Source organism: Paenibacillus sp. MBLB1832 (assembly GCF_032271945.1).
In the GTDB taxonomy this organism is placed as follows: Bacteria; Bacillota; Bacilli; order Paenibacillales; family NBRC-103111; genus Paenibacillus_E; species Paenibacillus_E roseopurpureus.
Genome location: NZ_CP130319.1, coordinates 3,275,208 through 3,289,717 on the forward strand (window position 1 = coordinate 3,275,208; position 14,510 = coordinate 3,289,717).

Annotated in this window: 11 protein-coding genes and 1 pseudogene; 2 read left to right on the top strand and 10 right to left on the bottom strand. The window is 45.9% G+C overall.

Annotated elements, in window-relative coordinates:
* Positions 1 to 17: 17 nt before the first annotated feature.
* The 3 genes from MJB10_RS14605 to leuC all read right to left on the bottom strand — a co-directional run bounded on the left by MJB10_RS14605 (position 18) and on the right by leuC (position 3,713).
* On the bottom strand, positions 18 to 1,436 hold the full coding sequence (locus MJB10_RS14605) for an N-acetylmuramoyl-L-alanine amidase family protein (protein WP_314795731.1): 1,419 nt from the start codon (positions 1,434 to 1,436) through the stop codon (positions 18 to 20).
* A gap of 222 nt (positions 1,437 to 1,658) precedes the next feature.
* Positions 1,659 to 2,264, bottom strand: coding sequence for a 3-isopropylmalate dehydratase small subunit (gene leuD / locus MJB10_RS14610; RefSeq protein ID WP_314795732.1), 606 nt, complete (start codon positions 2,262 to 2,264; stop codon positions 1,659 to 1,661).
* A gap of 27 nt (positions 2,265 to 2,291) precedes the next feature.
* Positions 2,292 to 3,713 (bottom strand): 3-isopropylmalate dehydratase large subunit, encoded by a 1,422-nt coding sequence (gene leuC, locus MJB10_RS14615; protein ID WP_314795734.1) that lies wholly within the window; start codon positions 3,711 to 3,713, stop codon positions 2,292 to 2,294.
* A 411-nt stretch (positions 3,714 to 4,124) separates the two neighbouring features.
* On the opposite strand from leuC, the gene MJB10_RS14620 reads away from it, so the two are divergent.
* Positions 4,125 to 5,018, top strand: a complete 894-nt coding sequence (locus MJB10_RS14620; RefSeq protein ID WP_314795736.1) for a LysR family transcriptional regulator — start codon at positions 4,125 to 4,127, stop codon at positions 5,016 to 5,018.
* Positions 5,019 to 5,050: 32 nt separating this feature from the next.
* Entirely contained in the window at positions 5,051 to 5,362 is a 312-nt protein-coding gene (locus MJB10_RS14625; protein ID WP_314795738.1) for a DUF5658 family protein, read from the top strand.
* Here the strand turns inward: MJB10_RS14625 and MJB10_RS14630 are convergent.
* The 7 genes and pseudogenes from MJB10_RS14630 to MJB10_RS14660 form a co-directional block, all read right to left on the bottom strand.
* Entirely contained in the window at positions 5,344 to 6,603 is a 1,260-nt protein-coding gene (locus MJB10_RS14630) for a methyl-accepting chemotaxis protein (RefSeq protein ID WP_314795740.1), read from the bottom strand. The genes MJB10_RS14625 and MJB10_RS14630 overlap by 19 nt on opposite strands.
* Positions 6,604 to 6,639: 36 nt before the next feature.
* Positions 6,640 to 7,419, bottom strand: coding sequence for a prepilin peptidase (locus MJB10_RS14635; RefSeq protein ID WP_314795743.1), 780 nt, complete (start codon positions 7,417 to 7,419; stop codon positions 6,640 to 6,642).
* Between the two features lie 1,284 nt (positions 7,420 to 8,703).
* A pseudogene (locus tag MJB10_RS14640) lies at positions 8,704 to 9,054 on the bottom strand (response regulator); the annotation flags it as partial.
* Positions 9,055 to 9,089: 35 nt separating this feature from the next.
* Entirely contained in the window at positions 9,090 to 10,979 is a 1,890-nt protein-coding gene (locus MJB10_RS14645; protein WP_314795745.1) for a pilus assembly PilX family protein, read from the bottom strand.
* Positions 10,980 to 11,005: 26 nt separating this feature from the next.
* Complete coding sequence (locus MJB10_RS14650; protein ID WP_314795747.1) at positions 11,006 to 11,545, bottom strand: PulJ/GspJ family protein; 540 nt, start codon at positions 11,543 to 11,545, stop codon at positions 11,006 to 11,008.
* 6 nt (positions 11,546 to 11,551) lie between these two features.
* A complete protein-coding gene (locus MJB10_RS14655) occupies positions 11,552 to 12,082 on the bottom strand; it encodes a type IV pilus modification PilV family protein (RefSeq protein WP_314795749.1) in 531 nt (176 codons plus the stop codon).
* Positions 12,083 to 12,119: 37 nt separating this feature from the next.
* The gene (locus MJB10_RS14660) at positions 12,120 to 14,495 is read right to left on the bottom strand and encodes a vWA domain-containing protein (protein ID WP_314795751.1); all 2,376 of its coding nucleotides are present in this window, start codon (positions 14,493 to 14,495) and stop codon (positions 12,120 to 12,122) included.
* Between the last annotated feature and the right edge of the window lie 15 nt (positions 14,496 to 14,510).

The following is a 14,510-nucleotide window of genomic DNA, read 5'->3' on the forward strand; positions in this document are numbered from 1 at the left end:
CTTCCTGAACGTATACCTTATTTGAGATTCAAATATTCTTTAATCGCGCTTACTAGCGCTGCCGCTAGCTTGTCTTGAAATTCTTCTTTGTACATTGCAGCTTCGTCGTTCTTGTTGGATAAGTATCCAACCTCAAGCAATACTGCTGGCATGGATGTTTTCGTAATGACGCGGAAATCCGCCTCACGCACTTTACGATCAGGGAACCCCGTAGCTGGTATCGCAAATTTGTGTACAACTGTGGCAAAAGCTAAGCTTTCAGGCCTGTTATAATACGTCTCAGTGCCAGAAACGGTCGCTTTCGCACTGTTCCCGTGAATTGAAAGGAAAAGATCTGCTGAGATATCGTTGGCAAAAGAAACCCTGCCATCCAGTGGGATAAACGTATCATCCGAACGCGTCATTAAGACGTGAATTCGCTTATCTTTCGCCAGCAACGCCTCTACCTTCTTCGCTGTTGCAAGTGTAAAATCCTTCTCGTTCTTGCCCGTAATCGAGAGCGCACCAGGGTCATTATCACCGTGCCCTGCGTCAATGACGACCGTTAATTTCCGTTCCCCAATGCTCGCTTTCCACTGATTAGGCAGCTTGGAAGATTGCACTTGATAGTCCATCGGACCATTCAAATCTAAAATAATGCGTACCGTTGCGGGATCATCACTATAGTTTGAAAATCTCACTTTGGTTACTTGCGGCTGCTTGGACGGCAACTCACCTAAATTTTTCACTAGTAATTTACGCAGGGGTTCATCCAGTGTCGTATTTGGGAAATCAAATACGAGGCGGGATGGGTTAGTCAACGTCAAAACTTTCGGAGTAAGTGTGCCATCCTTCGCTGTCACGGTAAGCTCTGTTTCTGACATTGAAATCGCCGTCACCAAATGAACGCCATCCGCAGGCGTAAAAGTCGTTCCTGTGCCTGGATTCGGCTTGGTATCTTTCCCGTCTTCAGGCACCTCGACGTCAACAGGACCCGTAACTGGCTTGGAATCGCCGTCTATCGGTTTAAACATATGTACCGAAGAGGTTGGTCCGTCCCATTTGAACTCAATCCCCAACAGTTCACCGATGAATCGCAGGGGAAGCATCGTACTGCCATTCTCAATTTTCGGCCCGACTTCAAGCTTCGTTTGTTTGCCATTGATGAGCGCCGTCGTTTGATCGATGACAAGTTCAATTTGAACCTCATCTTTCTTAATCGTCACTTTCCGTGTGGCTTCATCCCAAGCAACTTTCGCGCCAATTTCTTCGACGATGACACGCAAAGGTACAATCGTATTCCCACTGACGATTCGCGGCGTTACGTCTGGGGTTTGCAATGGTTTTTCATTCATATACAGTTTGATCGGCTTGGCCGCTTCCGCACCGAAAGATGTCGTTGGCATCAGCAATAAGAAAGCTAACAGGAATAAACAAAATGTAGGAAATTTCATCATTCACCTCTATCTCATGTCGGAATTAAGCCATGTATTGGTCATTCTATTACACTCACTCTATGATTCTATCAGCATTACCGTCATTATACCAAAATCGTCCTATTCCTGACAGCACAACCTCCATTCGTTCGACATTCTAGTAAACTATTAGACGTATGATATTGCCAAAAGTTGCAAAAAAAAGACGCATCCCCGATACGAGGATACGTCTCAAGCTATTGCTTATTTGTAAGCCAAACGTTTTTGGTGTGCTTGCTCATAAGCCGTAATTTTATCTTCATGTTGCAATGTTAGACCGATATCGTCCAACCCTTGCAATAAGAATTGACGGCGGTGCTCATCCAAGTCAAATTGGATTTCTAGACCAAAATCATCGCTTAACTTTTTATTCTCAAGATCCACATTCAACTTGTAGCCATCATGCTTAGCCGTACGTTGGAACAAGTCTTCTACTTGCTCTTCCGACAACTTGATTGGCAGAATGCTGTTTTTGAAGCAGTTGTTATAGAAAATATCCGCGTAGGATGGTGCAATAATGACGCGGAAGCCGAAATCTTGAATCGCCCAAGGCGCGTGCTCACGGGAAGATCCACAACCAAAGTTCGCACGGGAGATCAATACGGAAGCCCCTTGATAACGTTCTTGGTTAAGCGGGAAGCTCTCGATCACATTACCTGCTTCATCCCATCTCCATTCGAAAAAAAGGAATTGTCCGAAGCCAGAACGCTCAATACGTTTAAGGAATTGTTTAGGAATAATTGCATCTGTATCTACGTTGACACGATCAACAGGACCAACGAGGCCTGTATGTTGTTTAAAAGCTTCCATGGTTTTATTCTCCTTCTTCAGCCCGAATTAAGCTTGTTGATATTCTTTGATTTCCCAATCACGTACGTCATAGAAATGACCTTTGATTGCTGCTGCAACTGCCATAGCCGGGGATACAAGATGTGTACGTCCGCCGCGGCCTTGACGACCTTCGAAGTTACGGTTGGACGTGGAAGCACAGCGTTGACCTGGTTGTAGCACGTCAGGATTCATCGCAAGACACATCGAGCAACCTGCATCACGCCATTCGAAGCCAGCGTCGGAGAAGATTTTATCCAAACCTTCTTTTTCAGCTTGGATTTTAACGCGGCCAGATCCTGGAACCACGATCGCTGTTACACTTGGATCTACTTTGTAGCCTTGTGCAATTTTAGCCGCTGCACGAAGATCTTCGATACGTCCATTCGTACAAGATCCGATGAACACATAGTCCACTTTCAGATCTGTCATTGGAGTACCTGGTGTTAATTCCATATATTCAAGCGCTTTTTCAGCAGCTTTACGTTCATTCTCTGTTTCAAAGCTTTGTGGATCTGGAACCAAAGCCGTGATGCTCGTTCCCATACCAGGGCTCGTACCCCAAGTAACTTGCGGGATCAATGTATCCGCGTCAAATTCCAATACCCAGTCATAGCTAGCGCCTTCATCTGTTACCAGCTTCGACCACTCTGCTACTGCTGCGTCGAAATCAGCGCCTTGCGGTACGTATTCACGACCACGCAGGTAGTTGAACGTCGTTTCGTCTGGTGCGATAAGACCCGCTCTTGCGCCACCTTCGATGGACATGTTACAAACAGTCATACGTTCTTCCATGGAAAGACCACGGATCGCGTCACCTGTATATTCAATAACATAGCCAGTTGCGAAGTCAGTACCATATTTGGCAATAACGCCTAGGATCAAGTCTTTCGCAGTAACACCTGGCTTCAAGCTGCCTGTGATGCGAACTTCCAAAGATTTCGCTCTGGATTGTTGAAGTGTTTGAGTAGCAAGCACGTGCTCAACTTCACTTGTTCCGATACCGAAAGCAAGTGCGCCGAAAGCGCCGTGTGTGGATGTGTGGCTGTCGCCGCAAACAATCGTTTTACCAGGGTGTGTAAGCCCTAGCTCAGGACCCATAACGTGAACAACACCTTGGTCAATGCTATCTAGATCAAACAGCGTAACCCCGAAGTCACGGCAGTTTTGTGAAAGTGTATCAATTTGTTGTTTGGAAATTGGATCTGTAATGTTGAAACGATCCTTCGTAGGAACGTTATGATCCATAGTAGCGAACGTTAAATCAGGACGACGAACTTTACGACCAGACATGCGAAGTCCTTCGAACGCTTGCGGTGAAGTTACTTCATGTACTAGATGCAAATCGATATAAATAACACTAGGCTTGCCTTCTTCCTGGTTAATAACGTGATTATCCCAAATCTTCTCGAACATTGTCTTTTTACTCATATCCAGTCACCTCTTGTCATTATCCGCATTAGTTTGCTAATGTCTTACCCTCATACCGTACTTTAACACGAACTGCGTCATAGTTCCAAGATATAATAACTATAAGCTTGATAGATTATTCCTATAGAGAGTTCATATCGAAACAGCCTTCAATTTAAGTGAATGCAATCGTGTATCCCAAGGACTAGGTCTTAAGTTACAGGTGATACGCCTGTTTCATTCAGTTTACTTGCGTCTCATGCCGTCCGTCTCTCTCATGGGGCATCATCATCACCCAAAAAAGTCAATGAAACTGAATGATTCCATCCGTCACTGCCTCTTGAGTATTTTTTCCTATAAGACGGCTTGAAACGCCTTGCAAAGCTTGATATGATAGGCTTCTAGCACGATGAAAAGGAGACGCATTTTCGCATGGAATTACGTCAATTACAATACGCGATCCAGATCGCCATCGAGAGAAATTTCTCTCGAGCGGCCGAGAAGCTCCATATCGCCCAGCCATCTCTGAGCCAGCAATTATCCAAGCTCGAGAAAGAACTCGGCGTTCTCTTATTTCAACGAAGCACCAATTCGGTTGAGCTCACGCATGCGGGTTCCCTTTTTGTGGAGAAATCTCAAAAGATACTCGATATGATTGAAGGTCTCAAGAAAGAAATGGAAGATATTTCGCAAATGAAAAAAGGTCGACTCGTCATCGGCAGTATGCCAATTACCGGATCCACCATTTTGCCATTCGTCGTACCTGTTTTTCAGACGGCCTATCCTGATATCGAAATTTCCCTTGTGGAAGAGACGTCTTCAAATTTGGAAACGCTAACAGTAAACGGTCAGACTGATATTTCACTACTTTCTTTACCGCTTCGTGAAGAATCACTTGTCTATGAGACTCTACTGGAAGAGGATATCGTGCTTGCCGTTCCGCCCCAGCATCCGCTTGCGAAAAGTCATGAACCGGTTCGCATCGCTGTGCTGGAGAAAGAATCCTTTATCTCCTTAAAAAAAGGACAAGGCTTTCGCAAACTTACCCTGGATCTTTGTCAGGAAGCCGGTTTCACACCTAACATCGTTTTCGAATCCAGCAACATGGAAACCGTTCAATCACTGGTCGCAGCTGGAATGGGCATCGCCTTCGTTCCTTACCTCATATCAAAGCGCAGTTTAAGTGAACTGTCGCCCGTTAATGTTGCATTAGAAGGCAATCCGACACGTAAACTTGTCATCGCCTACCGCAAAGGCCGCTATATTTCCAAGGCTGCAGAAGCTTTTATCTCAACAATGAAAGAGGTTATGCTAACGATTCGTTAGCATAACCTATTAACTACCGAGGAGCGATTCCAATGAGCCGAAATCTTATTATTTTCCTATGTTTGGCTAGTTTGATGGATGCAGGATTAACCGATATGGGGATTCGCCTGCACGTGATCGGCGAAGCGAATCCGGTCATGAGATTTCTGTATGAACATAGCCACTTGGCATTTTATGGGATAAAAATTTTAATCCCGATTCCACTCTTCTTTCTTGCAGCCAAAGTAAGCAAACACCTGTACATCAAACATTTATTCCGCTTTTCGACCATTTGTTATATGGGAATACTTGTCATGCACGCTTTTTGGATCTCCTCTACCTTGTCTCAAAGCTTGAATATTTGAATCGTACGTTGCAGCTGCGTCACCATGCGAAGCATTTGTTCGGATTGAATAACGACCGCTTTAACCGATCGCGTTTGCTGCACCATCGAAGTTGAAACTTGTTCTGTGCCAGCAGCGGATTGCTGCGTGATCGCCGAAATGTTTTCCATTGTGCCTGTAATAAATTGCGCCGCATTCAACATTTTCTGACTTTCACCCGTAAATTCACTCATACGTTGGGTAATGAATTGAATACTCTTAACCATCTCACCGAAAACTTTCTGTGTTTCTTCGATGGACTCTTTCTGTCTTCGAGCAATTTCCTCATTAATTTGAATATTCGTTTGAGCTTGTCTGATCGAGTTTTCAATGTTTCGAACCATGTGGAACACGCCTCTAGCTGACTTCGAAGACTCTTCTGCCAATTTGCGTACTTCCTGCGCTACAACGGAGAAGCCTCTTCCATGTTCGCCAGCGCGCGCTGCCTCAATGGAGGCATTCAAAGATAACAAATTTGTTTGCTCCGCAATTTCCGAAATCGTTCTTGTAATCGAACTGATTCCTGCCGCTTCCTTCACCAAATCTTCAATGGTGCCAGATACATTCGTCGTAGCCGCTACGATGTGGGACACGCTTTCCGCTTGGCTTTCAACCGCCTTCTTCCCTTTCTCCACCAATTCCATCGTTTGACCACAACGGTTGTTCATTTCATGCGTCGAATCGACGTAATCCGTAATCTTCGTTTCAATCTCTTTCACGACGGAGAAGCTTTTTAATACGCCAGATGAAATTTCATTTGCTCCTTCCGCGAGTGATGTCACGGAACCAGTAGCTTCAACAATCATCGTGTTAATGCCTTCATTTTTCTGATAAATATCACGGCTGGAATCCGCGACATGCTTGGAAATTGAAGCCGTTTCATTCAGCAATTCTTTTAATTTCACAATCATCGCATTGAAGGAACGTCCCATGTCACCTAGCGCATCCTTGGAGGAAGCGTCTACGGTTTGGGTGAAATCGCCTTTGGCAATATTCATAGCTACGCGGGTTACGTTATCGATTGGGTCTGTTAACGCTTTCTCAAGAAATCGGACATATGGAAAGCTGAACACCATCAGAATTAATGATGAAGATAATGCGAAAATGATGGACACATCCGCTGTTAACATGAGGATTAAGATAATAATCGTGTAGAAAGCAACGATGGTATAATAACCGAGCTGAAGCTTAGCGCGAAACGATTGATTTAGAAACCAGTTCATCGGAATTCAACCTCTCTTTATTTTCAAAATTTAGCATTACTGCCATGTCATGAGGCCCATGTACCACGTCATTAAGGGATCACCAAAGCAAAAACAGACTAAACCAGCGACTGCGATGAACGGACCGTAAGGTAGAGGTGATCGCCGATCCATCTTACCTGAGGCAATAAGTGCTAACCCGATGACGCTTCCAAGCAGCGCCGACAAAAAGATACACAGCAGCACGAGTTTGATTCCCATAACCAGTCCAACTAAAGCCATCAAACGTATGTCACCAAAGCCCATGGCTGGCTTCCCCATCCAGGTTGCCACGAGGGACACACTGATGAGAATCCCACCGCCTAGCACGAAAGCAATCGCATAGTGCCACAGAGGCAGCGGATGTATGAACAAACGCAAGCCTGTAAACAACAGCATGGCTGGGTAAATAATTTTGTTTGGCAACAGCATATAGGCTAAGTCGCTGACCGTTAAGATGAGAAGCACGGACACTAGCGGGTACGCGATCCAAAGCTCATCTGTGCTGACCAGGAAGGGAAGACTCGCGAACAAGAGTCCGCCAGCCAATTCTCCTACAAGGTACACGGGAGAAATCGGCGTGCTGCAACTGTGACATATCCCTCTTCGGATGAACCATCCTAGAATCGGTAGTAAGTCAATTGCATTCAACTGCCGCCCGCAGTTTCCACAGCTGGACCGCGGGGCAACGACCGATATTCCTTTCGGCACGCGAAGCCCCACCACATTAAAGAATGAACCGAACAGAGCTCCCACTATAAATAAAACGATTGTGTAACTCCATGCTTCCCATCCCATCGTAAAACCCTCCTCATGATGACTACTTTCGTTCCTGCAAATCGATTAGAAATCAGCTTTTTTCGAATATTCTCGTGTTTGCACCGGTGCTGGAGCCGTTCCAAGCTGCACTTGCAACCATGCGGCCAATTGATTAAAGCTCTCAATGGTCATCATAACTGTCTGCTTCTGACCATTCACTCCGCCCATCTCGATTTCAATACGATTCTCGGCTTCTGTACATTTGACCAAATATTGTGTCATATCTCCGTTCAATTCCTCGTTCCAGTTACACATATAGCTGCTGATGAAATTTTTCATTGGTCCATTCCCCCTGAATAAATTGATGATCTTACCGCCATTCACAGCCTTAAAACTTCCTCTGTTCATGTCAACCATTTCTTGAGGCTTAGCCGTGTTGACGACTACTTGTTCCTGAACCTCAGGGCTCTCACTGATCATCGCTTTACTTTCATCTTCTGTAGATTCTAAAGCTGCCATCTCCATAGTAAGATCGTTCAGTTCATCCAAACTAATCGCTGGGGAGCTTTGCTCTGCGACTACATCAATCACTTCAGCGATTTGATCTTGTTGTTCAAGTTGATCCAACGCGTGGACTTCACTAACCTCTTCAACTTGCTGATTCTCTGCTCCCACAGCAACCTCTTTCCATTCTTTGTCCAGATCGCCTTGCATCATCGCAGCCAATCGTTCCATTTCCAGTAGACGTTCGAATTCGCGTTGAAACTCCAGTTCTTCGTCTGATTTGCTCACATCAGATGCTGCGGGAGCTGCCTCGTCGATAGCTTCCACAACACTCGGCATTTCAGTCATTGCTTCGTCTATCGATTCCGCCTCGTTCGATTCCGTCTCGTTCGATTGGGATATTGCAAGAAATTGCGATTGCTCTTCTTTCTCTTTGGACTCCGCCACTTCGGCGAATGCCAACAAGACCTCGAGCGCATTAACAACTTGTGATTGCGGCTGTTTTACAGGAGCTTTCTTCTCTTCTATAACAGGAGCTGCGAACTCGACTACACTCTGTTCTCCCATCTCTGGTGTACCGACTTCTTCTTGAGCGGATGAATCAACCACTTCCTGCGAGACGATTGGTTCCTGTGTGGATTCCTCTATGTGCACAGTCTCTACCTTGTCTTCAACAGGTAAAGATTCCGTTACACTCGCTTGAACAGTCAACTCATCCTTCTGGGTCAGGAAATCTTCCAACTCTGAATCCTCAAAAGAGGGTTCCAGCGGCTGCATATCGGTAGGAATTAAATGGCCAATGACGCGTGGTACGCCATATTTGCGCACGATTTCATTCACGCGATTCGGTTTAAATGGTTTCATGACATACCCATTTGCACCTGCTTTCAGCGCATCCGAGATCAGATCCTGCTGGCTCATGGCCGAGCAAATCAACACGACAGCTGACGGATTAATGACACGAATAGCTTTCATGGCTTCGATTCCGTCCATTTCCGGCATCGTAATATCCATGAGCACGATATCCGGTTGAAGCTCCTCATACTTCTGAACGGCTTGTCTGCCGTTCTCAGCTTCCCCAACCACCTCGTGACCATATTGCTTCAAAATATCCGTCAACATTTTCCGCATAAATTTCGTATCATCTACAACCAGGATTTGGAATGACATAGAATGGACCTCCTTCCAGAATGGTTACGCTGTCTTCACTTGATGTATTGAACATTTTTCACAAATACGTTGAACTGATCCGTTGTTGGAATTCCATCCGGTGGTGAGTCATATAAATTGTCATCATAGAAAATTTGCAACCTAGACGGCTTCGTATTGTTCAACTGCACTTCTGGGACGTCTTTATTCCAATTCGCGGCTCCTTGATAGCGAGCAACAGCGCTTCCGCCGCCTGATGTCAAATCTCCTCGCACAGCGTTAAGCTCAACACCTCCTGCTCCGCCATGGATCCCGCCTTTCAATGTTAGCTTTGACATAACCCCATAAAGGCGAATCCCTTGCTTCGTATAGAAGAAAGCGCGTACATCTTCATCACCAGCATTAGTACTATTTCCTAGTACGATCTCACCTGAAGCGACCACTATTAGCGGGGTTTGGGAGGAACTTGTAACCCCTTGGTTTTCCTTATTAATCGACGTCATCTGTTTTAACTCTACGTTGCCATCTACATAAACTGTACCTTGCAACCACACATTGCCTACAATTTTCAAATCACCTTTAATGTACATCGTGCCATGTGGAAAGCGAAAACCGTTATTCAAGGTCACATTGCCATCCACAGCTACAAACTTACCAGGTTCGACCGAAAGTTCTCCACGAAGATCAGCTGCTACAAGGTTGGGGTCGGACGACTTCACATACAGTGAGCCATTACCTAGGGTCAGCTTTGAGGATGAACTATCCATCGTAAGAACACCGTTATTTACGAACACATCGGCTTCATTCGCTGCGGACGCTCCATCCTTAACGTTCACCCCGCCTTGCACAGTAATCCATTGATCGTTGTACAGCGTACTTTTGGTCAAATCGGAAAAAAGCGGAACTTCTAGCAACGTCGGATCAGGCTCTTTATAACCGCCTAAAGCGGCTAATTTCGCCGAAAGTTCTGTCACCGTTTTATTCGACACATACCTCTGCACATCGACATCCACGTCAGCATCCAGGGTAGGATCTTCTAAAGGAAAGGTTTGTGGTGCAAAATAGGAAGGCTGAACAATTTCACTCGTACTTGAGATTGGAGGAAATTCTGTCACTCCGTCGGACTGGGTTAAGTTAAACTTGCCTGGCGCAACGCCATCCACATCACCATTCACCCGGATGAATCCGCGAATCGCAGGTAAACCTGTTTGAATCCCATATTTACTTCGATTCGTCCCGCTCGTCGCTCCCGTAAATAGCGCTTCATCCCGAAGATGAAGATGATTAGCCACATAGAGATCACCGACGATGGAAGGTGTACCATTGAGCACCAAATCTCCGCCTGAAGAAACAGGATAACGAAATACAGGGTTAATCGTACTGACGTAAACGGTCATCTGCTTTGTTACGATTTTGGAGGGACTATCTCCCAAAAAGCCTCGCGAAGTGACGATGAATTTGCGAACATAAGGTGAATCCGGTGTTGTTACTGGCTTTATTTTCGGCGATTCAGGGTTCGTCGATTTCGGTAAAATCAAGTCCACTTGATAGCTTCCTTTATTCGCCGCTATGACTTCCCCATCCTTATCTTTGGGATTGTCGGGATCGCCGACATTTTTATCGATAAACGATAAAATTTGTGCGAGTTGATTGTCCACATTGCGGACACGGCTGCGATAATTCGTACCGCCTAATGATTCTCCATTAGCAACCGCTCGGCGTATTTGTGCAAGTGTTTCATCCAAGCCTTTCTGCGCAATCGCCTCTGCCTGCACTTTGGACTCTGTCGTTGCAGCTTGAATAGCTCCTCCACGCAATACGCCCATGAGGATAAGCCCCATCATGGTCATTAAGACGACGGCCAGCAGCGCAATCACGAGTGCTGAGCCTTCTTCATTGTGGGGCCTCGGTTGGAGGCCCTTGTTGTCTTCATTCTCGGAGTTCAAACAGTTCCTCCTCCAATCGGTACCATTTAATCATTGCGGAACAATGGAATTTGCGAATTGATAACAAGCTTTGGACTATCAGCCTGTTTATATTGGTCTGCGTTACTTCTTGCATATTCGAGTGTCACTTGTACGCGGTCATGATTTTCACTTGCTTCACTTAAACTGCCAGCGCGAATTGTAAATTTGTTGCCAAGCTGAAAAACATCTTTCACAACGTTGCTGCCAGCCTGCCTCACTTCGATTTTCCCACCGCCAGTGACAGATGGAAAAATCTCCATTTCATATAAATCGATATACGATCTGGGATCATCGGAGCGCTTCGCATAGCGGATAATCTTTTTATCCGTCCCTTCATCCTGCACATAGATCGCTTCTTTTAACTCTGAAATGATCTGACTGTAAATACCGTCACCTTGATTACGCATCTGGGTTTCCATCGTGACGCGCTTATACATCGACACGCCCATGAGCATAAATGAATACAGGATGGAGGCTACCATACCGAAGATCAGTAAGGCAGCCAGGATCTCGATTAACGTCATCCCTTTCTCATTGCGTTCCATGCGAGGTTACCACCTTTTAATAAGATACGTATCCAGCGTTGTTGATAGCTTTGCGCTAGGCGGATCAAGAGAATCCTGCCCTGACCAGTACACAGTAATCAGCATTTGCGCTAAATACGCGTCAGAATCAACGCGAAACGGATCAGCTGATTCCCATCGGGAAGAGCTCTTATCGAGCTCCACCAGATAGTGATACAGGGTGCCATTAATTTCCGTTGGCGCGAGCTTACCTTTCATAATGTCAGACCCATTACTAGACAGATCTCCTGTAAACTTGGGAGAACTGGCTAATTGAGAGGCAATCGCCTCATCGTATCCCGACTTGAATGTATCGCGCAGCTCTGCAGCTTTCAGACGGGCTAGGTTCGCACCGATGATTTTACGGCTTTCTTGTGCCGATTTATCAACGGCTGATGTAAAGTACCCCATCAACGTCACGCTAATGATCGACATAATCGTCACGGCAATTAAGATTTCCACAAGTGACATTCCGTCTTCGTTCATCTTCGCATGCATCAAGCGTTTATTGCGGCGCACTGTAAGTCCTCCTCATTACCTTAGCGATTTCTAACTGTTAATTGTTGTACTGTTCGGTATCGAACTGAATTACCAGTGGTTCTTGAACCTTCTCGATGTTCGAACTGTCAACAAGCTTTAGAAACACATAGTACGTTCCGCTTGTCGTATTCGTCTTGGTCGTAACCGTTAAACGTTTGGACGCCAGCTGCTTCCACTCTCCTGCTTCAGGTGCTGTCGCGGATTGCTTGATGACGTAATACATGCCTTTTAAGGTGAATCCTTTTTCCGTGTGATTGCCAAATGTACGATCCGTTACAGGAAGTTTCTCATCGGTCACGATGACGCTTACTGGTTTATCGGAAATATCGCCTGCTGCATAGTTTACACCTTTCAGCACCGCCGACGGCCCTGGATTGACAACGAAATATTCTGGCGAATTCGCTGTAGAGGTTGTGCCTCCCATGGAGGTGGCTTCCAATTGTATTTGATGCCAGCCTGCACGTTTGTCTGCCGTTTCAAAACCAACGACATCACTGAGTCGGAACGCATAAGTATTTCCGCTTTTCTTCATCTTCGGAGAGGAGGAAGAAATGGAAATCGTTTTATTATCGAACCAAACTTTCACACTCGTCACAGGACTTAAATTGTCCGTTGCCGTTACATAAATAATGCCGTCATCCGTCGGATTCTCGATCGACTTGCTCCAACTCACCATTGGCCCCGTGCTATCTAAGGAAACATTTCCTGTTGCCACGGCTCCAGCGATTGGAATGGATGTGCTGCCGCTGATCGCATAAGTGAATGCGCGTGTTTGGAAATTCACGCTATTCCCATCGGGAATCGTTGCACCTTGTTCCGTTTGTGTCGTCCAATTGCCATCATTCACAGCATTCTCATAGCCTGCGATGTAACTGGTACTGAAATCATCATTCGCATAAACGGCGCTGCTTGGCAGTTGATTGGTGGATCCCGCTATGGATCGAATCGTACCAGGACCCATATGCCAGCCTGTGGTCGTTATCGACTTTCCATTGCCGTCAACAAGCTCATAGCTCGCAGGTGCTGACGGTTTCAAATCCCATTGCTCGCTCGTTCCGTCAGTATAATAAATCCGAACGACCGAATGATCTGTATCGACAAATCGAATATCCGATACGGCAACGCTTTTGTTTTTAATCGTCCACTGCTTCTGCTTATCACGGTTGCGCAGTCGCTGAACTTCACCGATACTATTGCCGATATACACATTGCCGTATTTATCTACGATTCGAATGCTGACAGAGAGCTGTGTATTGAAACTAATATTGAACTGCCGATTCGCATTACACGCATCGCGATACGTCACTTTGGCATCCTGCAACGGATAATCCCCAGCTGCTGTATCTGGAATAACTTTGATCGACAAATCGATTGTATCTTGCACATACGGGAAATCAATATTGCCCACGTTGACAACCACTTCATGTGTCGCCGTATCATAACTGACATTTGAGGCATTCTCGCCTGGCGCCAAGATGAAACCAGAAGGAATTGGTTGACGAAGTGTCACGTTCTTGAGTTGAGCGGGTGCTTCAATCGTCTTCGCGATATTATCAAAAATCGAAGATAGCTGACTCGTTGAACTAGCTTGGTAAGCAGTACCTCCTGTTTTGGTCGCGATGTATTGAAGCAAATCCAAATCAATTTCGTCGGAACCTGGCGTTGCAAGCGCAATGGTGAACACCTTAATGCCTAACCCCGCTAAGACATCCGCGTCTGCTCTAGCTGCGTTAGCTGCGCTGACGTCGCCGCTTTTTTGCTTATTGCCGTCGTTCTCATCGGTCCATACGGTCGCTTTTCCATCCGTTAGCAAAATAATTTGCTTAACTGGCTTCGTGCCAGACGCCGTTAGCATCGTTTTGGCTTTCGCTAAACCGTCATCAATATTTGTACTGCCGCCAGCAGAAAGCTTATTAATTTCATTTTGCACATTCGTATAATTCGTTGATAAATCAAGCACTTTGGTTGCCCCAGAACTAAACTTGATAAGCCCGAGTCGATCCCCCATGTTCACGGTTTTGAACTTGTTCGTTAACGTCGCAGAAGCACTCTTCAAGATATCAATCCGAATCGGTGTTTGGCTGTTATTCTTGTCCATATGGTAATCCATACTCCCTGAAACGTCGGCGACAAAGGCGATGTCTACCGGATCACGGGTTTGGGTTACCGTATGGGTTCCATTCGGGTCCAAGGTGTAATTAATCGTCACGAGCTGATTTCGTTCAACGCTCGTCACGGGCACGTTCCCAACTCCGCTAATCGCCAAGCAGCCATTATCGGTCTCCGCCCCATAGACGGACGAAGTTCCCGCGAGGGAGGACGCTGAACTTGTCAGCAGCGCAGCTGCCAGCAAGATCGCACTTTTCTTTTTTAACTTAGGAAACCAATGCATGTATTCGAACTCCTT